General features: G+C 44.7%; 25 protein-coding genes and 2 pseudogenes. 26 read left to right on the plus strand and 1 reads right to left on the minus strand.

Features of this window, described 5'->3' with window-relative positions; genetic code table 11:
* The 10 genes and pseudogenes from L5M18_RS16255 to fliJ all read left to right on the plus strand — a co-directional run.
* Nucleotides 1-235 (plus strand): annotated as a pseudogene (locus L5M18_RS16255) (IS4 family transposase); the annotation flags it as partial.
* 274 nt (nucleotides 236-509) lie between these two features.
* Nucleotides 510-1,943, plus strand: a complete 1,434-nt coding sequence (locus L5M18_RS16260; RefSeq protein ID WP_317629900.1) for a sigma-54 dependent transcriptional regulator — start codon at nucleotides 510-512, stop codon at nucleotides 1,941-1,943.
* Between the two features lie 109 nt (nucleotides 1,944-2,052).
* A complete protein-coding gene (locus L5M18_RS16265; protein ID WP_113939465.1) occupies nucleotides 2,053-3,135 on the plus strand; it encodes a sensor histidine kinase in 1,083 nt (360 codons plus the stop codon).
* On the plus strand, nucleotides 3,128-4,471 hold the full coding sequence (locus L5M18_RS16270) for a sigma-54-dependent transcriptional regulator (protein WP_263197776.1): 1,344 nt from the start codon (nucleotides 3,128-3,130) through the stop codon (nucleotides 4,469-4,471). Before L5M18_RS16265 ends, L5M18_RS16270 begins: the two co-directional genes overlap by 8 nt.
* A gap of 231 nt (nucleotides 4,472-4,702) precedes the next feature.
* Entirely contained in the window at nucleotides 4,703-5,038 is a 336-nt protein-coding gene (gene fliE, locus L5M18_RS16275; protein WP_028761191.1) for a flagellar hook-basal body complex protein FliE, read from the plus strand.
* A 45-nt stretch (nucleotides 5,039-5,083) separates the two neighbouring features.
* Entirely contained in the window at nucleotides 5,084-6,772 is a 1,689-nt protein-coding gene (gene fliF / locus L5M18_RS16280; RefSeq protein ID WP_028761190.1) for a flagellar basal-body MS-ring/collar protein FliF, read from the plus strand.
* Nucleotides 6,765-7,817, plus strand: a complete 1,053-nt coding sequence (gene fliG / locus L5M18_RS16285) for a flagellar motor switch protein FliG (RefSeq protein ID WP_028761189.1) — start codon at nucleotides 6,765-6,767, stop codon at nucleotides 7,815-7,817. Before fliF ends, fliG begins: the two co-directional genes overlap by 8 nt.
* Nucleotides 7,804-8,799, plus strand: coding sequence for a flagellar assembly protein FliH (gene fliH / locus L5M18_RS16290; protein ID WP_263197778.1), 996 nt, complete (start codon nucleotides 7,804-7,806; stop codon nucleotides 8,797-8,799). The genes fliG and fliH overlap by 14 nt, the downstream gene beginning before the upstream one ends.
* The gene (gene fliI / locus L5M18_RS16295) at nucleotides 8,768-10,105 is read left to right on the plus strand and encodes a flagellar protein export ATPase FliI (RefSeq protein WP_028761187.1); all 1,338 of its coding nucleotides are present in this window, start codon (nucleotides 8,768-8,770) and stop codon (nucleotides 10,103-10,105) included. The genes fliH and fliI overlap by 32 nt, the downstream gene beginning before the upstream one ends.
* Before the next feature lie 29 nt (nucleotides 10,106-10,134).
* Entirely contained in the window at nucleotides 10,135-10,581 is a 447-nt protein-coding gene (fliJ, locus tag L5M18_RS16300) for a flagellar export protein FliJ (RefSeq protein ID WP_028761186.1), read from the plus strand.
* Between the two features lie 194 nt (nucleotides 10,582-10,775).
* On the opposite strand, the gene L5M18_RS16305 is transcribed toward fliJ, so the two are convergent.
* Complete coding sequence (locus L5M18_RS16305) at nucleotides 10,776-11,666, minus strand: hypothetical protein (protein ID WP_263197781.1); 891 nt, start codon at nucleotides 11,664-11,666, stop codon at nucleotides 10,776-10,778.
* Nucleotides 11,667-12,201: 535 nt separating this feature from the next.
* Between L5M18_RS16305 and L5M18_RS23510 the strand changes: the two are divergent.
* The 16 genes and pseudogenes from L5M18_RS23510 to L5M18_RS16385 form a co-directional block, all read left to right on the plus strand.
* Nucleotides 12,202-12,687, plus strand: a pseudogene (locus L5M18_RS23510) (flagellar hook-length control protein FliK); the annotation flags it as partial.
* An 84-nt stretch (nucleotides 12,688-12,771) separates the two neighbouring features.
* Entirely contained in the window at nucleotides 12,772-13,299 is a 528-nt protein-coding gene (fliL, locus tag L5M18_RS16315; protein WP_263168842.1) for a flagellar basal body-associated protein FliL, read from the plus strand.
* Between the two features lie 39 nt (nucleotides 13,300-13,338).
* Nucleotides 13,339-14,367, plus strand: coding sequence for a flagellar motor switch protein FliM (fliM, locus tag L5M18_RS16320; protein ID WP_105251943.1), 1,029 nt, complete (start codon nucleotides 13,339-13,341; stop codon nucleotides 14,365-14,367).
* An 11-nt stretch (nucleotides 14,368-14,378) separates the two neighbouring features.
* Nucleotides 14,379-14,759 (plus strand): flagellar motor switch protein FliN, encoded by a 381-nt coding sequence (gene fliN / locus L5M18_RS16325; RefSeq protein ID WP_028761182.1) that lies wholly within the window; start codon nucleotides 14,379-14,381, stop codon nucleotides 14,757-14,759.
* Between the two features lie 30 nt (nucleotides 14,760-14,789).
* Nucleotides 14,790-15,218: a flagellar biosynthetic protein FliO gene (gene fliO / locus L5M18_RS16330; protein ID WP_263178806.1), complete on the plus strand. Its 429-nt coding sequence runs from the start codon at nucleotides 14,790-14,792 to the stop codon at nucleotides 15,216-15,218.
* Nucleotides 15,215-15,961, plus strand: a complete 747-nt coding sequence (gene fliP / locus L5M18_RS16335; protein ID WP_263178808.1) for a flagellar type III secretion system pore protein FliP — start codon at nucleotides 15,215-15,217, stop codon at nucleotides 15,959-15,961. The genes fliO and fliP overlap by 4 nt, the downstream gene beginning before the upstream one ends.
* A gap of 18 nt (nucleotides 15,962-15,979) precedes the next feature.
* A complete protein-coding gene (gene fliQ / locus L5M18_RS16340; protein WP_263197782.1) occupies nucleotides 15,980-16,249 on the plus strand; it encodes a flagellar biosynthesis protein FliQ in 270 nt (89 codons plus the stop codon).
* A 4-nt stretch (nucleotides 16,250-16,253) separates the two neighbouring features.
* Complete coding sequence (gene fliR / locus L5M18_RS16345; RefSeq protein ID WP_173497648.1) at nucleotides 16,254-17,051, plus strand: flagellar biosynthetic protein FliR; 798 nt, start codon at nucleotides 16,254-16,256, stop codon at nucleotides 17,049-17,051.
* An 18-nt stretch (nucleotides 17,052-17,069) separates the two neighbouring features.
* Nucleotides 17,070-18,200 carry a flagellar biosynthesis protein FlhB gene (gene flhB, locus L5M18_RS16350; RefSeq protein WP_131523091.1) on the plus strand — a complete coding sequence of 377 codons (1,131 nt, stop codon included), beginning with the start codon at nucleotides 17,070-17,072 and terminating at the stop codon, nucleotides 18,198-18,200.
* 182 nt (nucleotides 18,201-18,382) lie between these two features.
* Nucleotides 18,383-20,482, plus strand: a complete 2,100-nt coding sequence (flhA, locus tag L5M18_RS16355; RefSeq protein WP_028761177.1) for a flagellar biosynthesis protein FlhA — start codon at nucleotides 18,383-18,385, stop codon at nucleotides 20,480-20,482.
* A gap of 11 nt (nucleotides 20,483-20,493) precedes the next feature.
* Nucleotides 20,494-21,876, plus strand: coding sequence for a flagellar biosynthesis protein FlhF (gene flhF / locus L5M18_RS16360; RefSeq protein WP_263178814.1), 1,383 nt, complete (start codon nucleotides 20,494-20,496; stop codon nucleotides 21,874-21,876).
* Nucleotides 21,877-21,880: 4 nt separating this feature from the next.
* Nucleotides 21,881-22,762: a MinD/ParA family protein gene (locus L5M18_RS16365; protein WP_006082389.1), complete on the plus strand. Its 882-nt coding sequence runs from the start codon at nucleotides 21,881-21,883 to the stop codon at nucleotides 22,760-22,762.
* Complete coding sequence (locus tag L5M18_RS16370) at nucleotides 22,755-23,468, plus strand: RNA polymerase sigma factor FliA (protein ID WP_028761175.1); 714 nt, start codon at nucleotides 22,755-22,757, stop codon at nucleotides 23,466-23,468. Before L5M18_RS16365 ends, L5M18_RS16370 begins: the two co-directional genes overlap by 8 nt.
* Before the next feature lie 47 nt (nucleotides 23,469-23,515).
* Nucleotides 23,516-23,899, plus strand: coding sequence for a chemotaxis response regulator CheY (gene cheY, locus L5M18_RS16375; protein WP_007649667.1), 384 nt, complete (start codon nucleotides 23,516-23,518; stop codon nucleotides 23,897-23,899).
* Nucleotides 23,900-23,912: 13 nt separating this feature from the next.
* A complete protein-coding gene (locus L5M18_RS16380) occupies nucleotides 23,913-24,650 on the plus strand; it encodes a protein phosphatase CheZ (RefSeq protein WP_263178815.1) in 738 nt (245 codons plus the stop codon).
* A gap of 15 nt (nucleotides 24,651-24,665) precedes the next feature.
* Nucleotides 24,666-26,915: a chemotaxis protein CheA gene (locus L5M18_RS16385; protein ID WP_131523093.1), complete on the plus strand. Its 2,250-nt coding sequence runs from the start codon at nucleotides 24,666-24,668 to the stop codon at nucleotides 26,913-26,915.
* Nucleotides 26,916-26,924: the final 9 nt, after the last annotated feature.

A 26,924-nucleotide genomic window follows, 5' to 3' on the forward strand; every position in this document is an offset into this window, starting at 1 on the left:
ATCGGTCCACCCCAATCAACTGAGTTTTCGGGATGCGGCGAGTTATATCATCTTCAAGTTGACACAACTGCCATCACAAACACCGGGGAATGTCCCGAGAGACGTATTGGATATAGAACGAAATGCACGGCAATTTAAGCTGGATGGTAAACGGGAAAGGGCATATCCACGAGTTCTTAAAATGAGCAAAAACAAGTTTCCGGTTAGACCAAAGAAAAATGCCGTTCACTCTTAAGTGAACGGCATTACGCACTTGTTGCGTCTTTTTTTTGGCTAAAAGTCAAAGTATTGACGTTTTAGACTAGAATCATGATGTAAATGAACTAAAATCAATTCAGTTTGGCATAAACCTCATCTGAGGCTTGCTTCTCGTCTGCTGATAATACAATATTCATCACAAGTAGTGATGGTGGCACAGATTGTTACATTGAATTTGTTAAGCTTTTACAGCAACTAATCATAAATAATTAATGCGAATTAATACATATTAGAGCTTTACGGCCTACTGAATGATGCAAACAGATCAACGAATTTTACTTATCGGCCCTCCATCAGAGCGATTAAATCGCCTGTGTTGCATTTTGGATTTTTTAGGTGAGCAATTTGTACAAATTGAAACCGAAAAATTAAGTGCTAGCCTCCAAGATACCCGTTTTCGAGCTTTAGTTATCCTAACTGATGTTATGGATGCTGATGGGCTTAAAAACATCGCAGGTCAACATCCATGGCAACCTATGCTGTTGCTTGGCAATGTTGACGATCTGCAAGTGTCTAATATTCTTGGACATATAGAAGAACCTTTAACGTATCCTCAGCTCACTGAATTATTACACTTTTGCCAAGTATTCGGTCAAGTTAAACGGCCTCAAGTCCCTACTAGTGCGAATCAAACAAAGTTATTCCGAAGCTTAGTGGGACGCAGTGATGGTATTGCGAATGTGAGGCACTTGATAAATCAAGTAGCAACATCTGAGGCAACCGTGCTTGTTCTGGGTCAATCAGGTACAGGTAAAGAAGTGGTCGCCCGTAATATCCATTATTTGTCTGAGCGCCGTGACGGTCCATTTATCCCTGTTAACTGTGGTGCTATACCGCCTGAGTTATTAGAGAGTGAGCTATTTGGTCATGAAAAGGGGTCATTTACGGGGGCAATCTGTTCTCGTAAAGGCCGTTTTGAATTAGCTGAAGGTGGTACACTATTTCTCGATGAAATAGGAGACATGCCACTACAAATGCAAGTTAAATTACTCCGTGTGCTGCAAGAGCGGGTATTTGAGCGCGTTGGTGGTACTAAGACTATTAATGCTGATGTACGCGTAGTTGCTGCGACACATAGAGATTTAGAAACCATGATCAGCGTTAATGAGTTCCGTGAGGATCTTTATTACCGCCTAAACGTATTCCCGATTGAAATGCCCGCGTTGTGTGATCGCAAGGACGATGTGCCTTTGCTATTACAAGAGTTAGTTAGCCGAGTCTATAACGAAGGCCGTGGTAAGGTGCGTTTTACGCAGCGTGCGATAGAGTCGCTGAAAGAACATGCTTGGTCGGGCAACGTGCGCGAGCTGTCTAATTTAGTCGAACGCCTCACCATTTTATATCCGGGTGGACTGGTTGATGTTAACGATTTACCTGTCAAATATCGCCATATCGATGTGCCCGAATATTGTGTAGAGATGAGTGAAGAGCAACAGGAACGTGATGCTTTAGCTTCTATCTTTAGCGATGAAGAGCCAGTTGAAATCCCTGAAACGCGTTTCCCTAGTGAGCTGCCGCCTGAAGGTGTGAACCTTAAGGATTTGTTAGCAGAACTAGAAATAGACATGATACGTCAGGCGCTAGAGCTACAAGATAATGTCGTAGCTCGCGCTGCTGAAATGCTTGGAATACGCCGTACAACGCTTGTAGAAAAAATGCGTAAGTACGGAATGACAAAAGATTAGTTTTCTATTTTATTGTTATATAAGTTGTTTTAACCTCTAAAGTTCAATTTCCAATTTGGCATAGATACTGCAGTCACCCCGTCATAAGCAATTTTTTGACGGAGTGACTATGTCAGCCAACCCACTAGCGCAAATTGAGTCATTCAAGCACACTAGCAAACAATGGAACCAACTGCGTGAGGCCGCGAATATGTCCAATCGAATGGAGCATATTTTACAGGCTATGCCATCCGGCGTGGTGATTATCAATGGCGACGGTATAGTCACGGATGCAAATCCGGTTGCAGTTGAATTACTTGAGCGCTCCTTGTGTGGTGTTCGCTGGATTGATGTGATCCACAGTGCCTTTGCGCCGCAGGACGATGATGGCCACGAAGTGTCGCTGCGTAATGGCCGCCGCGTTAAATTAGCGATTACGCCATTGACGCCAGAGCCTGGTCAATTAATTGTGCTAACTGATCTGACTGAAACTCGGTTATTACAGAAAAATATCTCCCATTTACAACGTTTATCTGCACTGGGCAAGATGGTAGCAACTTTGGCTCATCAGGTGCGCACGCCTTTATCAGCCGCTTTGTTATACGCTTCAAACCTTGCGAGTCCGAAGTTATCCGATGCCGCTAAAGCTAAATTCCAACAAAAACTTGTTGATAGACTCAATGAACTCGAGCGGCAGGTTAACGACATGCTATTGATGGCGAAAGGCCGTCAGGATGAACTTGGAGATCTAATCTCGTTGGCTGAGGTTATCGACAATGTTTTGGCAAATTGTGAGCCAATAGCGGCAAAGCAAGGCTGTGACTTGTTATTTGATGATGCGTCAAGCAGCTCGATGTTAGCTAATTCCAATGCATTAAGCTCGGCGATTAATAATTTAGTCATGAACAGCATAGAAGCCGGAGCAACTGAAATTCGTATCCAAGCGAAGGAAGAGGGCGAACGGTTATTATTGGACGTCATCGATAATGGTAAAGGCTTAGACGCCACTATGCAGCAGAAGGTATTTGAACCTTTCTTTACGACTAAGTCGCAGGGAACTGGGCTTGGGTTAGCCGTTGTGCAATCTGTGGTGCGCAATCATGGGGGGCAACTGCAACTCAGTTGTGTACCGAATAAAGGCTGTACTGTGTCTTTAGTATTCCCAAGGGCTAAATCCGCGGTGATATTACCTTTGGAGATTACCCATGTCTGAAGCAAAGTTATTGCTCGTTGAGGATGATGCTTCATTACGTGAAGCCTTGTTTGATACCTTAATGCTGGCTCAGTATGAGTGTGTTGATGTTGCCTCCGGTGAAGACGCTATTTTAGCCTTGAAACAACATCAGTTTGATTTAGTTATTAGCGATGTGCAGATGCAAGGTATTGGTGGTTTAGGTTTATTGAACTATCTGCAGCAGCATCATCCTAAGTTGCCAGTGCTGTTGATGACGGCCTACGCGACTATTGGTAGCGCGGTGAACGCTATAAAATTAGGCGCTGTTGATTATTTAGCCAAACCTTTTGCACCAGAAGTGTTACTCAATCAAGTCTCACGCTATTTGCCATTAAAACAAAATGTGGATCAGCCCGTCGTCGCTGATGAGAAAAGTTTAGCATTATTAGCACTTGCTCAACGGGTTGCCGCCTCCGATGCCTCTGTCATGATCTTAGGTCCTAGCGGTTCGGGTAAAGAGGTTTTGGCCCGTTATATTCATCAACACAGTAGCCGTGCTAATCAAGCCTTTGTGGCCATTAACTGTGCCGCGATTCCCGAGAACATGCTCGAAGCTACCCTTTTTGGTTATGAAAAGGGTGCATTTACGGGGGCTTATCAAGCGTGTCCGGGGAAATTTGAGCTGGCTCAAGGTGGCACTTTGCTGCTCGATGAAATCTCTGAGATGGATTTAGGCTTACAAGCTAAGTTGTTGCGGGTTTTGCAAGAGCGTGAAGTTGAGCGTTTAGGTGGCCGTAAAACTATTAAATTGGATGTGCGCGTGCTTGCTACATCCAATCGTGATTTAAAGGCAGTGGTCGCCGCAGGGGGATTTAGGGAAGATCTCTACTATCGAATTAACGTATTTCCTTTAGCTTGGCCTGCGTTAAGTCAACGTCCTGCAGATATTTTACCTCTTGCGCGTCATTTACTGGCTAAACATGCTAAGGCATTGAATGTTGCCGATGTGCCTGAGTTGGATGAGAATGCGCGTCGACGTTTATTGAGTCATCGCTGGCCTGGGAACGTACGTGAACTCGACAATGTGATCCAGCGTGCTTTGATATTAAGAGCTGGTCAATTGATCACTGCCAATGACATTATTATCGATGCGCAGGATGTGATTTTAAGCGGTGAAGATCTAGACCCATTTTCTTCTGAGCCAGACGGTTTAGGTGAAGAGCTCAAAGCTCAAGAACATGTGATTATTTTAGAGACCCTTAATCAATGCCAAGGAAGTCGTAAGTTAGTCGCCGAAAAGCTAGGAATTAGCGCACGAACCCTAAGATACAAGATGGCAAGGATGCGTGATATGGGGATCCAACTGCCAAATTAGCCTATAAATTCAAGTTATCATCACGCAGCCTCCACATTGAGTGTGAGGCTGTATTGATTAAAATACACAACCGTAAAAGTGGCTCATTTCATCCAAAATCCTTAGATATTGACATCTTCTTATCCCGTCAATTTATTATCAATCACGACCATCTGAAAACTTGGCCGTTATTTTGCATTGTCCCGTTATCGGTATTTTGATCGTCAAGAATTCGACGACTGGGAGCTCAGCATGCAAATAGGCGCAAATTCATTCCTGCAGGAAATGCAGAAACTCCAAGGCGAAATAACGCCGTCGTTTGGCGTTCAGCCAAATATCATGCAGCAAGTGAATAACACCAGTGGTGCAGACTTCGGTCAGTTGCTATCGCAAGCCGTCGGCAATGTCAGCGGCTTACAGTCTGCATCGTCAAACCTCGCGACACGTTTAGAGATGGGTGATACTACCGTTTCTTTATCGGACACTGTGATTGCCCGTGAGAAAGCAAGTGTCGCTTTCGAGGCGACAGTGCAAGTGCGTAATAAGCTTGTCGAAGCCTACAAAGAAATAATGAGCATGCCTGTCTAGGCCAGTGAATAACCCAATTAGCAGGTACGAATCGTGAGTACAGAAATGATTGTCGGATCCAATTCCGGTTTAGCTGACCAAGGTGTCCAGCAAGAACATAAGTCAGGAATGATGGGAAATCTTGGCGGTGTCGATATGATGCGCCAAGTAACTATGATTTTAGCCTTAGCGATTTGTTTAGCCTTGGCGGTATTTGTCATGCTGTGGGCGCAGGAGCCAGAGTATCGTCCATTGGGTAAAATGGAAACTCAGGAAATGGTTCAAGTGCTAGATGTACTTGATAAAAATAAAGTTAAGTATCAAATTGACGTGGACGTTATTAAAGTTCCTGAAGATAAATATCAAGAAGTCAAAATGATGTTGAGTCGTGCAGGTATCGACAGTCCTGCAGCCAACCAAGATTTTTTGAATAAAGACAGTGGTTTTGGTGTCAGCCAACGCATGGAACAGGCTCGTCTTAAGCATAGCCAAGAAGAAAACCTCGCCCGTGCGATTGAGCAACTACAAAGTGTCAGCCGTGCCAAAGTCATTCTTGCGTTACCTAAAGAAAACGTCTTCGCCCGCAATGCCTCTAAACCGAGTGCAACTGTGGTGATCAATACCCGTCGCGGTGGCTTAGGCCAAGGTGAAGTCGATGCTATCGTCGATATTGTTGCTTCTGCAGTACAAGGTTTAGAACCATCAAGGGTGACGGTAACTGACTCTAACGGCCGTTTATTGAATTCTGGCAGCCAAGATGGCGCGTCTGCGACGGCTCGCCGTGAACTTGAATTAGTACAGCAAAAAGAAGCTGAATATCGCACTAAGATTGAATCGATTCTGGTGCCAATTTTAGGTCCTGATAATTTTACCTCTCAAGTCGACGTCAGTATGGATTTTACTGCGGTTGAGCAAACATCAAAGCGTTTTAACCCTGATTTACCAGCACTGCGCAGTGAAATGACAGTTGAAAATAACACCACTGGCGGCTCTTCTGGTGGGATCCCAGGCGCGTTATCCAATCAACCGCCAATGGAGTCTAATATTCCAGAAGATGCAACAAAAGCGGCAGAGTCAGCAACGGCTGCAGCAGGTAATTCGCACCGCGAAGCGACCCGTAACTTTGAATTAGATACCACCATTAGCCATACTCGCCAGCAAGTTGGCGCAGTGCGCCGCATTAGTGTGTCAGTCGCGGTGGACTTTAAACCTGGTGCCGCTGGAGAAAATGGTCAAGTAGCCCGTGTTGCCCGTACCGAACAAGAACTGACCAATATTCGTCGTTTGCTTGAAGGCGCGGTTGGTTTTAGTTCACAACGGGGTGATGTGCTGGAAGTGGTAACCGTTCCCTTTATGGATCAATTGGTTGAAGATTTACCCGCACCTGAACTTTGGGAGCAACCTTGGTTTTGGCGTGCGATTAAGCTTGGGATTGGTGCGCTAGTGATTTTGGTGCTGATTCTAGCTGTGGTACGTCCTATGCTGAAACGCTTGATCTATCCTGACAGTGTGAATATGCCTGAGGATGGCAGATTAGGTAATGAATTAGCAGAAATTGAGGACCAATATGCGGCTGATACGCTAGGGATGCTCAATACTCAAGAGGCGGAATACAGTTATGCTGACGATGGCTCAATTCATATCCCTAATCTTCACAAAGATGATGATATGATTAAAGCTATCCGTGCGCTCGTGGCGAATGAGCCTGAGCTCTCTACTCAAGTCGTGAAAAACTGGTTACAAGACAATGGCTGAGAATAAAACGAAAGAAGTGGCTCCTGCGGCCGCACCTGCCTTTAATATCAAAGATATTAGTGGCGTTGAAAAGACCGCTATTTTACTCCTCAGTTTGAGTGAGGCTGATGCTGCATCCATTTTAAAACACTTAGAGCCGAAGCAAGTGCAAAAAGTGGGTATGGCCATGGCGGCAATGGATGAGTTTGGTCAGGAAAAAGTTATCGGGGTACATAAGCTGTTTCTTGATGACATTCAAAAGTATTCTTCAATTGGTTTCAACAGCGAAGAGTTCGTCCGTAAAGCCTTAACCGCTGCGCTGGGTGAAGATAAAGCGGGTAATCTGATTGAACAGATTATCATGGGCAGTGGCGCTAAAGGTTTGGACTCGTTGAAGTGGATGGATGCGCGCCAAGTGGCGACCATTATTCAAAACGAACATCCGCAGATCCAAACCATTGTGCTGTCTTATCTAGAACCCGATCAAGCGGCGGAAATTTTTGGTCAATTCCCTGAGAATACCCGCTTAGACTTGATGATGCGTATTGCCAATCTTGAAGAAGTGCAGCCTGCCGCACTGCAAGAGTTGAATGACATCATGGAGAAACAGTTTGCCGGTCAAGGTGGCGCCCAAGCTGCGAAAATGGGGGGCTTAAAAGCGGCCGCCAACATAATGAACTACTTAGACACGGGTATCGAAAGCCAGTTGATGGAAACCATGCGCGAGTCTGATGAAGAAATGGCGCAGCAAATCCAAGATTTGATGTTTGTATTTGAAAACTTAATCGATGTCGATGACCGCGGTATCCAAGCCCTGTTGCGTGAAGTGCAGCAAGATGTACTGATGAAGGCGCTTAAAGGCACAGATGATCAGCTGAAAGAAAAAATATTGGGTAACATGTCAAAACGTGCCGCTGAATTATTGCGTGATGATCTTGAAGCTATGGGCCCAATCCGTATCAGTGAAGTGGAAGTCGCCCAAAAAGAAATCCTGTCTATTGCTCGTCGCTTAAGTGACAGCGGCGAAATCATGTTAGGCGGCGGTGGTGGCGATGAGTTCCTCTAATCCGAGCGACAATAAATTGTTGAATAAGGTCTTGAGCGAAGGAGATGTCGAATTTAGTCACTGGGCACTGCCAGATGTGACTGAAGCCGATGATGATTCTATCTCAAATCTGTTCGGCCATTCGAATCATCAAGCCGCTAAGTCGACTACAGTGGAAAGTGTTTCTCCACCGACTATGGCTGAGATTGAAGACATTCGCGCCCAAGCCGAAGAAGAAGGCTTTAGCGAGGGTAAGCAGCAAGGGTATGAGCAAGGGCTAGAAAAAGGGCGTTTAGAAGGGTTAGAGCAGGGCCATACTGAAGGGCTCGCCCAAGGGCATGAGCAAGGATTAGAAACCGGTTTAGCCCAAGCAAAAATATTGCTCTCGCGTTTTGAAACCTTATTAGCCCAATTTGAAAAACCATTGCAATTGCTCGATGGCGATATTGAACTTTCGCTACTAAACCTGAGTATGACATTAGCGAAATCTGTCATTGGCCACGAATTAAAAACTCATCCTGAACAAGTGCTTTCGGCATTGCGCTTAGGTATAGAATCGCTGCCGATAAAAGAACAAACGGTCACAATCCGCTTGCATCCTGACGATGTTATTTTAGTCGAACAACTTTATTCCAGCGCTCAATTGACCCGCAGTAAGTGGGAACTTGAAGTTGACCCTTCCTTAAGCCCTGGTGACTGTATTCTCAGTAGTCATCGTTCTTTAGTCGATTTGACCCTCGGATCGCGTATCGATGCTGTGTTTGAGTCCTTACGGAACCAACATGCTCACTTAAGTGATAAGCAGCGTCAACTGCAAGAGGCGATAGAGGTTGAAGATACCGCAAAATACGTTGCGGCTTCTGAGGCTGTGGGATCAGAGCTTGATGATCAGGTTGTCGATACGGTTTCTCAACATGCTGAGGATATACAATCTGCCTCAAACACAGGTGAGCAATTAGAGGCAAAATCAGATGCAAAATCGCCAACATCAACTGCTGAATAGGCTTAATCATCATCAGGGTAAGGTGCCGCCATTTCGCGCAGTGGCCAGTGGTCAACTGGTGCGTGTTGTCGGCTTAACCTTAGAAGCAAGCGGTTGCCGTGCGCCTGTGGGCAGTTTATGTTCGATCGAAACCATGGCGGGCGAGTTAATCGCCGAGGTGGTCGGGTTTGATGGCGAACTATTATATTTAATGCCCATTGAAGAATTACGTGGTGTATTGCCCGGTGCGCGGGTTGTGCCTTTGGGGGAACAAACTGGACTCAATGTTGGTTTATCCCTGCTAGGACGCGTACTCGATGGTAACGGCGTGCCTTTAGATGGTTTAGGCGCGTTGCAAACCGACCAACAAGCGCCAAGACATAGCGCTGCCATTAATCCTCTATCTCGCCGTGCCATTACTGAACCGCTGGACGTTGGTGTTCGCGCTATCAACGCTATGCTGACTGTGGGCAAAGGCCAACGTATGGGCTTGTTTGCGGGCTCAGGTGTAGGTAAGAGTGTGCTCTTAGGTATGATGACTCGCGGTACTACCGCCGACATTATTGTGGTTGGGCTAGTGGGTGAGCGTGGCCGGGAAGTGAAAGAGTTTATTGAGGAAATTCTTGGTGAGAAAGGTCGAGCGCGTTCAGTCGTTGTTGCTGCGCCTGCGGATACATCGCCTCTGATGCGTCTTCGCGCCTGTGAAACCTCGACTCGTATTGCCGAATACTTCCGCGATTTAGGCTATAACGTTTTATTGCTTATGGACAGTTTAACGCGCTACGCCCAAGCGCAGCGGGAAATTGCTTTGGCTGTGGGTGAACCGCCTGCGACTAAAGGTTATCCGCCTTCTGTGTTTGCAAAATTGCCACGTTTAGTTGAGCGCGCCGGAAACGGTGGCCCTGGACAAGGTTCAATTACGGCATTTTATACTGTGTTGACGGAAGGGGACGATCAACAGGATCCCATTGCCGATGCTTCGCGGGCGATCCTCGATGGTCACATTGTCTTGTCACGTTCGCTTGCGGATTCGGGGCACTATCCTGCAATTGATATTGAAGCTTCTATTAGCCGAGTCGCGCCTATGGTGATCTCCAATGAACATTTGGAAGCGATGCGCCGCGTGAAACAAACCTATTCTTTGTATCAGCAAAATAGAGATTTGATTTCTATTGGGGCCTATGCCCAAGGAAGCGATCCGCGCATTGATAATGCGATACGACTGCAGCCAGCAATGAATGCTTTTTTGCGACAAACCATGCGTGATGCATTTAGCTTTGCCGATAGCCAAGTCATGCTTGGGCAACTTGCTGCACAGTGCAAATAATGGCGTCATCGAATTAATTGAGGTCTAGTATGGCTAACGCCGATCCCTTGTTGTTAGTGTTAAAGCTTGCCAATGATGCCGAAGAACAAGCGGCTTTATTGTTAAAATCTGCGCAGTTAGAGTGTCAAAAACGGTTGAATCAACTCAGTGCTCTAAATAACTATCGCTTAGAATACATGAAGCAAATGCAATCCCAGCAAGGTCAAGCCATTAGTGCTAGTCACTATCACCAGTTTCACCGTTTTATTCGTCAGATTGATGACGCAATTATCCAGCAAAATCGCGTCGTAGCCGATGGTGAAAAGCAAAAAGAATATCGACAACAACATTGGTTGGAAAAGCAAAAAAAACGTAAGGCAGTAGAATTACTCTTAGCCAGTAAAGAGAAGAAGCGTCAAGTGGTTGAACAAAAAAGGGAGCAAAAAATGACCGATGAATTTGCTTCCCAGCAATTTTATCGCCGTCATCAACGTTAGTGAAATGATAGGCATCTTTACTGCTCGCGAGCCGGATAGGCTCTTTAGTTTTTTGTATTGATGGCATAAGCATCAATTTGACACCTCCCAGAGTTAATTCTTTTCGATATGCTGTCGTAAAACCTGATGTTTTGGCATCTTATTTGCTTTGATTTAGTCCATGACCCTGCAACCGCAGTGTTTAATTGACGTTTCTACCTAGCCATTTTCTTTTTTGCTGGGTGATGTTTGGGAGCACTTATGCAACAAATGACCAATATCCTGTTAAGTAAAACAGGCAACTCTGCGGCCAATTCCGCTAAGACATCTTCCCAAGAGTCTAATAATGAAGACTTTTCATCTACACTTGCGTCAGTCACCGCTAGCTCATTTTCTATTTCTGCGTCTAAAAAAACCATTGCTAACACTGATGATACTGTGCAGGTTACCTCTGCTGATAAAGTAAAAGATGACGATATATCAACTGATGACGCCGACGTAAATCTCATTTTTGCCCAAATTAGCATGGCAAATGATATGAAGAAAACGGCATCTGATGGAGATAGTTTGCCGCTAGCATTTTTAAATGCTGAAGAAGATATAACTGGTGAAGAAAATATTGATACTTCATCAGCGTTATTAACCGGCTCAGCATTGGCATCTACTGTTTCTGATAATTCAACATTGGCATCTACTATTTCTGCTGATTTAGCATTGGCCTCTACTGTTTCTGCCGATTCAGCATTGGCCTCTACTATTTCTGCTGATTCAGCATTGGCACCTACTGTTTCTGATAATTCAACATTGGCACCTACTATTTCTGCTGATTCAGCATTGGCACCTACTGTTTCTGATAATTCAACATTGGCACCTACTATTTCTGCTGATTTAGCATTGGCATCTACTGTTTCTACTGTTTCTACTGTTTCTACTGTTTCTACTGTTTTTGCTGAGATTGAACTGGCATCAGATATAGATGAAGCTGGTTTTTCTGCTGAATTACAAAAGTTAGTTTCTACTAGCCCAGATATGGCAGCAATTTCATTCGCAGATGACGTGAAACCATCTTCTTTGACTGATAAGTCACTCGTAAATATTCTTCCCATAGACCCAAATATACTTGAAGCGTCAGCGGATAGTGATGCTGTGATTGATCCAAATTTGACCGATGACGCTTCAGAATTACCTTTAGAAGACACTGAGCTTGTCTCTGCCACTGAAGTCGGGGTGAGTATAGATGAGTCTTTAGTTGAGAATGAGGTCACACTTAATGCTGTGATTAATCAAGCGGGCTTAGCGAACAGTGCAACGATAAAGTCGGCAACCAACACTGCGGCAAAAGCAACGACTAGCAGCTCGACAGTGAATAGTCCCAATACGGGTAATATCGCTACCTCGGGAAATACTTTCGACCTGAATACCTTAGGCTCTTCAATTTCATCTGAACCATTAGGTACAACATCTGTAACAGAAAGTGATCTTGATGGGAGTCCCAATTCCGATTTGGCTGCTAACCTATTACTGAAAGATGCTAAATTAACGGTTGCGATGGATATTCCCAGAGACGAAAGTTTTATGGATGATAGTAATACTTTCTCAGAACTTAAGTCGACATCATCCATACAGACACTCTCGATGTCACAATTAAATCGCCAAGAAACCATGCAAGTTCAGCTGTCATTGCGTCAAGGAGTAGAACAGCAAAACCAAATGCAGGAGATGATCCAACGATTTTCACCTGTGATGAAGCAGCAATTGATTACTATGGTGAGTCAAGGCATCCAACATGCGGAAATCCGGCTCGATCCACCTGAACTTGGGCATATGTTGGTAAAGATCCAAGTGCATGGCGACCAAACCCAAGTACAGTTTCATGTTACTCAGCCGCAAACGCGCGATCTGGTTGAACAAGCTATGCCAAGATTACGTGAGTTATTGCAAGAGCAAGGGATGCAGTTGGCTGACAGCCATGTTTCTCAAGGCGATCAAGGTGAGCGTCGGGAAGGTAGTTTCGGTGATGGCGGCAGTTCAAATGCGGCTGATATGGATGAAATCTCGGCAGAAGAGTTACATTTAGGTTTAAATCAAGCGATTAGTGTAACTTCAGGTATAGATTATTACGCTTAAGCAGGTAACCTATAGCAATGACTGACATAATTACGTTTCAAATAAAACTGTAATGAGTTTCCGCCTAAATTAAAGAGAATAGTGATGGCTAAGGAAGAATCGTTAGAACTTGAAAGTACTGAAGGGCCTAAGAGTAAGAAGAAACTATTTATTTTTGCTGGTCTAGGCGTTTTAGTCGCGCTGTTAATCGGTGGCGGCGTCTGGTTCTTTATAGGAAGCGGTACCGAAGAGGTTCCCGCCGTAGCTGCCGATGGTGCAGTTCAGGCTGAAGTTCCAGCATCAGGAGCAGTGGCTACCGCATCATACGTGCCTATGCCGCGTCCTTTCTTATTCAACTTACCTGGGCCTGATAGGGCTCGTTTAGTTGAGATTAAAGTGCAGCTTATGGTGCGTGGTACCGATGATGATGTGCTAACACAAAAACATATTCCGCTGATTGAAGATGCGCTTTTAACGACCTTTAGTGGTGCAGATGTACAAAAGCTCAGCACGCAAGCGGGGAAAGATGAGTTACGGCAGTTAGCACTTTTGAGTGTGCAAAATACTCTACAGTCAGTAACTGGGCGTAAGGTTGTCGAGAAAGTACTATTTACCGGTTTTGTAATGCAATAATCCTTTAACTTCAGCACCAAAAGAGGCGAAGGCAATATAGTGAGTGATTTATTAAGCCAAGACGAAATTGATGCGCTATTGCACGGGGTTGATGACGTCGATGATGACGAAATTGACGCTGTTGGAGAAGATGCCCGTTCCTACGATTTCTCTTCCCAAGATCGAATAGTTCGTGGGCGTATGCCGACGCTGGAAATCGTGAATGAGCGTTTTGCGCGCCATTTGCGCATCAGCATGTTTAATATGATGCGCCGAGCGGCCGAAGTGTCGATCAACGGTGTACAGATGCTCAAGTTTGGTGAGTACGTACATACGCTTTTTGTTCCTACTAGCTTGAATATGGTGCGTTTTAGCCCACTCAAAGGCACTGCATTGATCACCATGGAAGCGCGACTGGTATTTATCCTAGTGGATAACTTCTTTGGTGGCGATGGGCGTTTCCATGCCAAGATTGAAGGGCGAGAATTTACGCCGACAGAAAGACGAATCGTACAGTTACTGCTTAAGATTATATTTGAAGATTATAAAGATGCTTGGGCGCCCGTAATGGATGTTGAGTTTGATTATTTGGACTCTGAAGTCAATCCCGCCATGGCGAACATTGTTAGTCCTACCGAAGTTGTGGTGATTAATTCATTCCATATTGAAGTCGATGGAGGCGGTGGTGATTTTCATATCACTATGCCTTACTCCATGATTGAACCTATCCGAGAGTTACTCGATGCGGGTGTGCAAAGTGACAAGCAAGATACTGATATGCGTTGGTCACAGGCATTACACGATGAAATCATGGATGTGAAGGTCGGGTTCGATGCCAATATTGTTGAACATGAATTAACGCTCAAAGAGGTCATGAATTTTAAAGCGGGCGATATTATTCCGATTGAGTTACCCGAGTTTATCATGATGAAAATCGAGGATTTACCGACATATCGTTGTAAAATGGGCCGTTCTAGAGATAACCTAGCGCTTAAAATATGTGAGAAAATCCCTCGGCCTGAGACAGTTAAATCTGAGCTGCAATTGGTGACGCGTAAGGGTAAATCTCGTGATATATCAGAATTATAAGGTGAAGTAAGATGAGCACAGACGATACGGATGATTGGGCAGCAGCAATGGCAGAACAAGCGTTAGAAGAAGCCAACGCAATTGAACTCGATGAGCTGGTTGATGATTCAAGACCTATTTCTAAGGCTGAAGCGGCTAAGTTAGATACAATTTTAGATATTCCTGTCACCATTTCGATGGAAGTGGGCCGTAGCTATATTAGTATCCGAAACTTATTACAACTTAACCAAGGTTCTGTGGTTGAGTTAGATAGAGTCGCAGGTGAACCGTTAGATGTGATGGTCAATGGCACGCTTATCGCTCACGGTGAAGTGGTGGTGGTAAACGATAAATTCGGTATTCGCTTAACGGATGTGATCAGTCAAACTGAGCGAATTAAAAAGCTTAAATAATTCGAGATGTAAAAGTCGTTGGAACTTTAAATGAGCACATCGGTAATACAGAGTTTAGTGGTAGCGGTTCAAGCGAGCGCCGATAGCCTCGGTGGGGAAGGCGCAGAGAATATTGCTTCAATAGCACCTGCTGCTACAAAAATGGCAGAACCTTCTCAAGTTGCGACCTTAGCAAGTATGTTAGGTGGCTTGATTCTGGTTTTATTATTAATTTTCGCGTTAGCTTATTTACTGAGAAGGTTTAATTTAGTCCCCACGACCAATAGCGTACTAAAGACCATTGCTGTGACTTCCCTCGGTCAAAAAGAGCGTTTAGTCTTGGTTCAGGTGGGCGAACAGCAATATTTGCTTGGGGTTAGCTCGCAGCAGGTGAGTTTGATTGATAAGTTAGCTGAACCTATCCATCTAGAAGCTGATTCGTTTGCGAGTCGATTACGTCAGGCGAAATTAAAACAATGACAATACGTATTCTCGCGTTAGTTGGGTTAGTTATGCTGCTATTGATGCCGTCAGCATGGGCCGCAGATGGCGTCTTACCTGCTGTAACAGTAACAACGGCGCCAGACGGCTCAACGGAATATTCGGTCACAATGCAGATTTTACTGCTGATGACATCGCTGAGTTTTTTACCTGCGATGCTCATCATGTTGACCTCTTTCACGCGGATTATCATTGTCCTGTCGATATTACGCCAAGCCATTGGATTACAACAGACTCCATCTAATCAAGTCTTAATTGGCATGAGTTTGTTCATGACTTTTTTTATCATGGCACCGGTATTCGACCGGATTTATGATGAAGGGGTGAAGCCTTATATCGATGAGCAATTAACCTTGCAGCAAGCGTTTGATAAAGGGAAAGAGCCACTGAGAGGCTTTATGTTGGGACAAGTAAGAACGACGGATTTAAAGACCTTTATTGAGATTTCTGGCTATAAGGATATTAAGTCTCCAGAAGAAGCACCTATGAGTGTGTTAGTGCCCGCTTTCATTACCAGTGAGTTAAAAACCGCATTTCAGATTGGCTTTATGCTATTTGTGCCTTTTTTAGTACTCGATTTAGTGGTGGCGAGTATCTTGATGGCTATGGGTATGATGATGTTATCCCCCATGATAGTGTCGCTGCCGTTTAAGATCATGTTGTTTGTGCTCGTAGATGGTTGGAGCTTAGTCCTCGGGACATTAGCGAATAGTTTCGGATAGCCAAGGGAGAGTAAACACATGAGTCCTGAGGCGCTAATTGATATTTTTCGTGAAGCTCTCGCTGTTATCGTCATGATGGTGTCTGCTATTGTGTTGCCTGGGCTGGGAATTGGGTTAATTGTTGCTGTGTTTCAAGCGGCGACTTCTATTAACGAGCAGACCTTAAGTTTCCTTCCGCGTTTGTTAGTGACACTTTTTGGCCTAATGTTTATGGGACATTGGTTAGTTGAAACCCTGATGGACTTTTTCATCGAGATGGTGAATCGCATTCCTCAAGCGATAGGCTAACGCGATGGAGCTGCTGCTCGATACCTTAATGCAAACCATTGCTGCTTATATTTGGCCATTGTTTCGCGTCGCGAGCATGTTGATGGTCATGGTGGTATTTGGGGCGGCAACGACACCAACACGAGTTCGCTTATTATTGGCGATGGCAATTACCTTTGCGATAGCACCCGTTCTTCCTCCAACTCAAAATGTGGATTTATTTTCGTTAAGCGCAGTATTCATCACGGCGCAGCAAATTATTATCGGTGTTGCCATGGGGTTTGTGACTCAAATGGTGATGCAAGTCTTTGTGCTCACTGGACAGATCATTGGTATGCAGACCAGTTTAGGCTTTGCCTCTATGGTTGACCCTGGTTCTGGCCAACAAACACCCGTTATTAGTAACTTTTTTCTTTTATTGGCGACATTGATTTTCTTAGCTGTAGACGGCCATCTTTTGATGATCCGTATGCTAGTGGCAAGCTTTGAAACTTTGCCGATTTCTAATCAAGGCTTAACACTGACAAGTTATCGATCGCTGGCTGATTGGGGATCGTATATGTTTGGTGCGGCACTCACTATGTCGATATCTGCGATTATCGCCTTATTATTAGTCAACTTGTCCTTCGGGGTCATGACCCGCGCCGCGCCGCAATTAAATATTTTCTCTATTGGTTTTCCGATCACTATGATTGGTGGACTGTTTATTCTGTGGTTAACCCTAACACCGGTAATGGCACACTTCGATGAAGTATGGTCGACGGCTCAATTGCTGCTTTGCGATATGTTAGCGCTCCAATGTAACGCTGATGGTCTGATATGATGGGATTAGGAGAGGCCCATGGCTGAAGAATCAAGTGGTGAACGTACAGAGGAACCCACGGGGAGGCGTCTAGAACAGGCGCGGGAAAAAGGACAGATTGCACGTTCGAAAGAACTCGGAACTGCAGCGGTATTGATTTCGGCGGCATGTGGGTTTTATATGCTAGGCCCAAGTTTGGCAATTAGCTTAACTCGGGTGTTTGAAATTGTATTTACCATGGATAGGGCGCAAATTTTTGATACTAATGAAATGTTCAACGTGTGGGGTGTTGTTGCGAGTGAAATAGCCTGGCCCATGGCTAAAATTATGCTATTGATTGTGGTGGTTGCGTTTATCGGTAACGTCTCTCTTGGTGGGATCAATTTTTCGACCCAAGCTATGATGCCAAAAGCCAGTAAAATGAGTCCCCTTGCTGGTTTTAAACGTATGTTTGGCGTACAGGCTCTGGTTGAACTCACCAAAGGCATTGCAAAATTTTCTGTAGTAGCCTTTTCTGCTTATTTTTTATTAAGCTTCTATTTCAATGACATCATGTTGCTGTCTAGCGACCATCTTCCTGGTAATGTTTACCATGCATTAGATTTGTTGGTTTGGATGTTTATCCTGTTATGTTCCTCGATTTTGTTTATTGTCGTCATAGATGTGCCGTTCCAAATTTGGAATCACAACAAGCAACTTAAGATGACCAAACAAGAAGTAAAAGATGAATATAAAGACACTGAGGGTAAACCTGAGGTGAAAGGGCATATACGGCAGATGCAACGTGAACTAGCACAAAGGCGTATGATGGCTGAAGTGCCAAATGCCGATGTGATTGTCGTTAACCCTGAGCATTTTGCCGTTGCGATTAAATACGATGTGCAGCGCTCTGCGGCTCCCTTTGTGATAGCGAAAGGTGTTGATGATGTGGCCTTTAAAATACGTGAGATTGCCCGCGCGCACAATATTGCGATTGTCTCGGCCCCACCACTTGCAAGGGCTATTTACCATACGACTAAGTTAGATCAGCAGATCCCTGAAGGTTTGTTTACTGCTGTCGCACAGATTTTGGCTTATGTATTCCAGCTGCGCCAATATCAAAAAGGACGCGGCCGTAAACCTATTCCTGTCCCACTCAATCAACCTATACCAGATGAATTGAAATATTGAACCACTAGTCTCAGATGGTAGTCATTGGCAAAGCTGATGATGTCGAGTTCATTTGTTTTTTATGGCTAATTTTATGTATATCAATCAGTCACAGTACATATCTTTCCTTCATTAATGGCTTTAATCTTGTTGGCGCGTTTTTTGCTTCATGCTATTACACGTCAAAGTTTAGGTTATAGCGAATGGATGTTAAAGCGACTCTTGGTCAAGTAAAACAAATTAGGCTCAGCACTTTTAAAGGCATTGGCACGCCGGTGGTTGTGCTTGCTGCATTGGCCATGATTGTTTTACCTATCCCTCCATTTCTATTAGACATACTCTTTTCATTCAACATTGCGTTAGCTCTCATCGTATTGCTGGTGGCTATTTATACCGATAGACCCTTAGATTTTGCTGCCTTCCCAACTGTGTTACTGGTGGCGACGTTATTACGCCTTGCGCTCAACGTTGCCTCTACTCGTGTGGTTTTACTTGAGGGTCATAATGGCGGTGATGCCGCGGGTAAGGTGATTGAAGCCTTCGGTTCTGTGGTGATCGGTGGTAACTATGCCGTTGGTCTAGTGGTATTTATCATTTTGATTATCATCAACTTTGCGGTGGTGACTAAAGGTGCAGGTCGTATCGCAGAAGTCAGTGCCCGCTTTACCTTGGATGCTATGCCTGGTAAGCAAATGGCAATCGATGCTGACTTAAATGCTGGAACCTTAAATCAAGACCAAGCGAGAATACGCCGTGCCGAAGTGACCCGTGAAGCCGATTTCTATGGTGCGATGGACGGTGCGTCCAAATTCGTTAAAGGGGATGCGATTGCCGGTATCATGATCTTAGTGATCAACATCGTAGGTGGTTTCATCATAGGGATTGTGCAGCATGGCTTAAGTTTCTCTGAAGCGGTTGAAATTTATACCTTACTGACTATCGGTGATGGTTTAGTGGCGCAGATCCCTGGTCTATTATTGTCAATCGCCGCAGCCTTGATGGTGACTCGTCAAAACGAGTCAGGTGATATGGGCCAAATGATGATGAGTCAGATGTTTGACAGTCATAAGTCATTGGGTATCGCCGCCGGAGTCCTGTTTGTAATGGGTATTGTTCCTGGTATGCCGCACATGGCGTTTTTAAGCTTTGCCTTTATGACTGCTGGTGCAGCTTATTTTGTTTATAAACGAAATGAAAACAAACGTCTTAAAGCGCTAGAACAAGTGAAATCGGGTCCAATAGAAAGACAAGATAAAGAGCCTAAAGAGCTAGGTTGGGACGATGTACATCATGTTGATACTATTGGTCTTGAGGTTGGATATCGTTTGATCCCTCTGGTTGACAAGGGCCAAGGTGGCGAGTTACTAAGCCGCATTAAAGGCGTGCGTAAAAAGTTGTCTCAGGAACTAGGCTTCTTAGTGCCCGCGGTGCATATTCGCGATAACTTAGATTTATCGCCTAATGCGTATCGCATTTCATTAATGGGCGTCGTCGTCGGAGAGGCAGATATTCGTCATGATTGCGAATTGGCGATCAACCCTGGTCAAGTCTATGGCAAACTCGATGGTATCGAAACGCGCGATCCCGCTTTTGGCCTAGAAGCGGTATGGATCGCTCCTGAGTTACGTGAGCACGCACAAACATTAGGTTATACCGTCGTCGATGCCGCCACTGTTGTTGCAACTCATATTAGTCAATTACTCACAAATAATGCCGCTAAGTTGTTAGGCTACGAAGAAGTGCAACAACTGATGGATATGCTTGCGAAACACTCACCTAAGCTGGTTGATGGCTTTATTCCAGATATCATGCCACTAGGACATGTCGTAAAAGTGATGCAGAACCTATTAAATGAAGGGGTTTCAGTTAGAGACTTGCGTACTATAGTGCAAACTTTGTTAGAATATGGCACTAAGAGCAATGACACTGAAGTCTTGACTGCCGCTGTACGTATCGCTTTGAAACGTATGATAGTTCAGGAAATCTCTGGCCCAGAGCTCGAAATCCCCGTCATTACTTTGGCGCCAGAGTTGGAACAGATGTTGCATCAGTCAATGCAAGCAACCGGTGGTGATGGTCCTAATATTGAACCCGGTCTTGCAGAACGCATGCAGCAGTCCCTTGCCGATGCGGCTCAGAAGCAAGAAATGGTCGGACAACCCGCCATATTGTTGACGTCAGGTATGTTACGCGCGACGCTGTCACGCTTTGTTAAACATACTATTCCTAATCTCAGAGTCATTTCATATCAAGAAATACCTGATGAGAAGCAAATACGTATCGTATCTGCAGTCGGCCAGTAGAGGACGCATAAGTGAAGATTAAACGATTTTTTGCCAAAGACATGCGCGCCGCACTGGCCCAAGTGAAAGAAACACTCGGCTCAGATGCCGTCATTATGTCAAATAAAAAAGTGAACGGTGGCATCGAAATTGTCGCTGCCGTTGACTATGACGAACCTAAAGCGAAAACTGCAGCCACTGCGCCAGCACCGACCTTTATGGACGTGAGCGACGATCTCGTGTCCCTGGGTGCTAAGCAGCCAGTTCGTGTAGAAACTCGCGCTAAGCCAGCCGCACCTGCAGACTCATTACAAGCCTTACTTGAGAAGCAGCAAAGCCGTTTGAATCAACAAATGTCACATCAGCAAGTTGATGCCGAGTTACCAGCATGGGCTAAGGGCTTACAAGCCCCTACTGCTGTGAAACCAGAACGTCGTGAAGCACCTTCCTCGTTTGATAAAAAACCACAAACATCACAGAAACAAAGTGCTGATATTGAGGCTATGCGTGATGAATTAGCATCACTGCGTAATTTACTTACACATCAAGTATCCTCCTTGATGACGGAACATAAAAAACGCATCGATCCCGTTGGTGCTATGCTCGAAGCCAAATTGCTTGAGGCTGAATTCTCCCCTGTGGTTGCGAATAAATTAGCCGCGCTGAGCCAGCATTATACGCCGGCTGAATTAGTCAGAGCATTACCACAAAGTCTTGCGAATATGCTTGATAATCAGGGCGATGACATTGTTAAGCAGGGCGGAGTGGTTGCATTAGTTGGTCCTACTGGGGTTGGTAAAACAACGTCATTAGCTAAACTTGCTGCCCGTTTTGCGGCACATCATGGTGCTGAACATGTTGCTTTAATTACCACAGATCATTATCGCATTGGAGCCTATGAGCAATTAGCAACTTATGGCAAAATAATGGGCTGCCCAGTAAAGCAAGCTCATGATCTAAATGAATTAGAGCAAATTCTCTATCAGTTTAGGAATCGCAAGCTAGTATTGATAGATACGGCTGGCATGGGACAGCGAGATATGCGCCTTTACCAGCAACTTGATAATTTAACTGCAAATAGCAGGATACCTATCCGCAGTTATCTGGTACTGTCTGCGACAGGGCAGCGCCGTGTGCTGCAAGATGCAGTCAATCATTTTAAACGCATTCCCCTATCTGGTGTCGTTCTCACAAAACTCGATGAATCTGTGTCGTTAGCAGGGGCATTAAGTGTGTTGATCCAAAACGGATTACCATTAAGTTATATTACTGATGGACAAAGAGTTCCTGAAGATATGAAAGTTGCGGATACCCTAGATTTAGCCCAGCAGGCACTCGCAGCGTTAGATAGTACAGAACAACAATCATTACAAGACACAGCGTGGTCAGATAATATGGCCTGTGCATTTGAGTAGATTTATGACCCTGGATCAAGCAAGTGGTTTACGTATGATGAATCAACCCTATAACGAAAAAGTGAAAGTAATCGCGGTCACTGGTGGTAAAGGAGGCGTGGGTAAAACCAGCGTTTCTATTAATACTGCTGTGGCATTAGCCGAAAAAGGCAAGCGTGTCTTGGTACTTGACGCTGACCTTGGCTTAGCAAACGTCGACGTCATGCTGGGTATTCGTGCCGAGCGTAACCTCTCTCATGTTCTCTCTGGTGATGCAGAGCTTGACGATATTATCGTGCGTGGTCCTAAGGGGATAGGCATAGTACCTGCCACCTCAGGAACACAGGGGATGGTGGAATTAAGCCCTGCGCAACATGCTGGATTAATCCGTGCATTTAGTGAGATGCGGACTCAGTTTGATATTCTAGTCGTAGATACTGCTGCTGGGATCTCAGATATGGTGCTCAGTTTCTCACGTGCTTCGCAGGATGTGCTAGTCGTTGTTTGTGATGAACCCACTTCGATTACCGATGCCTACGCCCTGATTAAAATTCTCAGCCGTGAGCATGGCGTGTTCCGTTTTAAAATAGTTGCCAATATGGTGCGTAGTTTACGCGAAGGTATGGAATTATTTGCTAAACTCAGTAAAGTGACCGACAGATTTTTAGATGTTGCACTTGAATTAGTCGCTACGATTCCATTTGACGAAAACTTACGTAAATCTGTTCGTAAACAAAAATTGGTGGTTGAAGCTTATCCTAAATCACCAGCGGCAATTGCGTATCAAGGATTGGCAAATAAAATTTTGAGTTGGCCTGTGCCGCAGCAACCTGGTGGGCATTTGGAGTTTTTCGTTGAGCGTTTAGTACAACGACCAGATTTTCAAGAGGAAAAAACGAGTGAATAAAGCCGCTGCGTATACTTGTTTAGACAATAAATCGTCGATCGTTGAACAGTATGCTCCGTTGGTTAAAAGAATTGCGCATCATTTACTCGCCAGACTACCTGCATCTGTGCAGTTAGATGATTTACTCCAAGCTGGGATGATGGGGTTACTAGAAGCATCATCCAAGTTTGATGGTGGCAAGGGTGCGAAATTTGAAACCTTCGCCGGCATACGCATACGTGGAGCCATGTTAGATGAAATTCGTCGTGGCGACTGGGTCCCTCGTTCCGTTCATCGAAATAATCGTAAGGTTGCACACGCTATTGATGAGTTAGAGCAAGAACTGGGCCGTGATGCACGCGACACAGAAATTGCAGAAAAACTTGATATGACGCTCGATGAGTACCATCATATTCTTAACGATGTTTCTGTCGGAAAAATCATAGGGATAGAAGATTTAGGCGTATCTCAGGATATACTTACAGTGAGTGATCGGTCCGATGATGATTCATTTGAAGCATTAGCTGAGAACCAATTTCATTCTGCTCTGGTTGAGGCAATTAAATTATTGCCTGAAAGAGATGCATTAGTGTTATCCCTGTACTACGATGAAGCATTGAATTTAAAAGAGATTGGCGCCATTCTTGAAGTCAGTGAATCGCGGGTTAGCCAGATATTAAGTCAGGCAATGTTGCGATTGAAAGCTAAACTCAAGCACTGGACATAAGTATAATTATTAATCGAGCACAGAATGTCAGCTCACCGGAGGAAACCTTGGACAAGAATATGAAGATTCTCATTGTTGACGATTTTTCGACAATGAGGCGTATCATCAAGAACTTGTTGCGAGACTTGGGGTTTAATAACACCCAAGAAGCAGACGATGGCTCAACAGCCCTGCCGATGTTGCAAAAGGGGGATTTTGATTTTGTTGTTACAGATTGGAATATGCCTGGTATGCAAGGAATCGATCTGTTAAAAGCAATTCGCGCTGATGATTCGCTAAAGCATTTACCCGTATTAATGGTAACTGCTGAAGCAAAACGTGAACAGATTATTGCTGCCGCTCAAGCGGGAGTGAATGGTTATGTGGTTAAGCCTTTTACCGCTGCAACGCTGAAAGAGAAGTTAGATAAAATATTCGAACGACTCGCTTGAGCAAGGATGAGCTATGAAGTCACAAACATCAGGGCTCATCACGCTCGAGCAAGCTCAGCATTTAGTTGAATTATTAAGTGCAAGTGAGCAAAGTCAGGCAGATGATTTATTTCGGGAGCTTGCTGCTCCACTGCAACGAGAATTATTCGAAGAAGTAGGTAAATTAACTCGGCAACTTCATAGTGCGCTGATGGATTTTCAAGTTGATAATCGTCTTTCTGAATTAGCCAATACAGAAATTCCCGATGCCAAGCAACGTTTAAATTACGTTATTGACATGACTGAACAAGCGGCAAATAAAACCATGGATGCGGTTGAAGAATGTTTACCTTTGGCCAATGCCGTAACGGTTAATATTCAAAAAGTCATGCCATCTTGGGACAAATTAATGCGACGCGAGATAGCACTGAGTGAATTTAAGGGCCTTTGTCACGATGTCCAAGATCTTATGTCCCGTAGTTCAAACGACTCGATTCGATTACGTGAATTGCTGAATCAAATATTGATGGCGCAAGATTTTCAAGACTTAACAGGGCAAATGATACGCCGTGTTATTGATTTAGTAATGGAAGTTGAAAGTAATCTGGTTTCTATGCTGACGGTATTTGGTGAGCAGCCTATGATTGAAAGTCAGATTGCTCAGAAAAATAATATTGAAGCGGAAGGGCCGATAATGAATGCCGAGCTTCGTCAAGATGTAGTAACGGGTCAAGACGAAGTGGATGATCTTCTATCGAGTCTGGGTTTCTAACTGGGAGTCAATTTGATGGCCTTTGATGTAGATGAAGAGATACTCCAGGACTTTTTAATCGAAGCCGGTGAAATTTTAGAGCTTCTGCAAGAGCAACTCGTTGCGCTTGAAAATAATCCTGATGACACAAACTTGCTAAACGCCATTTTCCGAGGGTTTCATACCGTTAAAGGTGGCGCTGGCTTTCTTAGCTTAACTCCCATGGTTGATGTTTGTCATGAGGCTGAGAATACCTTCGATTTATTGCGGACAGGCAAGCGTAGCGTTAACGCAGAGTTGATGGATATTATTTTGCAGGCTGTTGATGCAATTAATACCATGTTTGCGCAAACCCAGCAGGGCGAGCAACAAGACCCCGCCGATTCAGGTTTGTTAGCGAGACTTAAAATGCTCAGTTCAGGTGCGCCTTTGCCATCTGAAGTCGCTTCTGCCAAGGTTGTAGAGCCAGAACCTGTTGTTGAGGTCATTATTGATACTCCTACCCTTCAAGAAATCCCTGCTGACATAAGTGATAACTCATCTTCCATTGAAAATACGTCTTCAAGTATCGATGATATCAATGATGCTGAATTTGAAGCTTTATTGGATGCGCTTCATGGTTCAGGAAAGGGACCTGCGGTCGCTGCTACCACATTTGTATCTGAGCCTGTTGCTGTCAAGCCTGCTGCACCAATTAAAACACCTTCAACATCAGGTGATGACATCACTGATGATGAGTTCGAGGCGTTACTGGATGAACTTCATGGCTCAGGTAAATTTAAAGCTGAGGCTGAAGTGCCTGTTAAGCCTAAGGTTGTGGCAACACCTGCGCCTCAACCGATTGTAGATGCTGATGAAATTACCGATGATGAGTTTGAGCGATTACTCGATGAACTCCATGGGAAAGGCGGAGCACCTGCGAAAGCTGAAGTAAAAGCGCCTACGCCCCCTGTTTCGACTGTAGCACCTACTGCTGCACCACATGCTCCTGCGCCAGTAAAAGCCGCAGTACCAGCTCCTGCCCCAGTCGTTGCTGCAAAACCTAAGGTGGAAATTGCGGTTGTCGATAAAGCACCTGCTAAGGCTAGCTCTGCGAATGTGCCTCAGGGTGAAACAACGGTACGTGTAGATACTGCACGACTCGACCAGATCATGAATATGGTGGGTGAGTTAGTGTTAGTGCGTAATCGATTGGTGAGCTTAGGCATCAGCCGTGATGATGAGGAGATGTCGAAAGCTCTCGCGAACTTAGATCTCGTTACTGCCGATTTGCAAGGCGCTGTGATGAAAACCCGTATGCAACCGATCAAGAAAGTGTTTGGTCGTTTCCCTCGGGTGGTACGTGATCTTGCTCGTACACTAAACAAAGAAATTGATTTGATCATGGTCGGTGAAGAAACTGACTTAGATAAAAACCTCGTTGAAGCGCTTGCCGATCCACTCGTCCACTTAGTGCGTAACTCTGTGGACCATGGTATCGAGATGCCAAACGAGCGTGAAGCTAGTGGTAAGCCAAGAACGGGAACGATTACCTTATCTGCAAGTCAGGAAGGCGACCATATACTGCTGAAAATCGAAGACGATGGCGCAGGCATGGATCCTGAAAAACTCAAAAAAATTGCCATAAACCGTGGTGTGCTCGATGAAGATTCTGCTTCGCGGATGACAGACAGCGAAGCCTATAATTTGATTTTTGCACCAGGTTTTTCAACTAAAGTTGAGATTTCAGATATTTCAGGCCGTGGTGTTGGGATGGACGTGGTAAAAACTCGTATCACCCAGCTGAATGGCACTGTACATATTGATTCCATGAAAGGTAAGGGAACGATACTTGAGATTAAAGTACCGCTAACACTGGCGATTATGCCAACCTTAATGGTCGATGTCGCTAAACAAGTGTTTGCATTACCTCTATCTAGCGTGAATGAGATTTTCCATCTCGATCTCACAAAAACCAATATTGTTGATGGGCAACTGACTGTCATAGTGCGTAATAAGGCCGTACCTTTGTTCTATTTGGAACACTGGCTACATAGAAACAAAACCACCTTTAAACATGGCGATAAAAAGCATGGTCATGTGGTTATCGTGCAATTAGGCATGATGCAAATTGGTTTTGTAGTGGATGCCTTAATAGGACAAGAAGAAGTCGTTATTAAACCTCTTGGCGCTATGTTACATGGCACACCTGGGATGGCTGGTGCGACAATTACATCGGATGGTGGTATTGCACTGATCTTAGATGTTCCTGGATTGCTAAAGCATTATGCGAAAAGTAAGAATTAGTTTCCAAGC

It is taken from the genome of Shewanella sp. SM20 (genome assembly GCF_025654545.1).
In the GTDB taxonomy this organism is placed as follows: Bacteria; Pseudomonadota; Gammaproteobacteria; order Enterobacterales; family Shewanellaceae; genus Shewanella; species Shewanella oncorhynchi.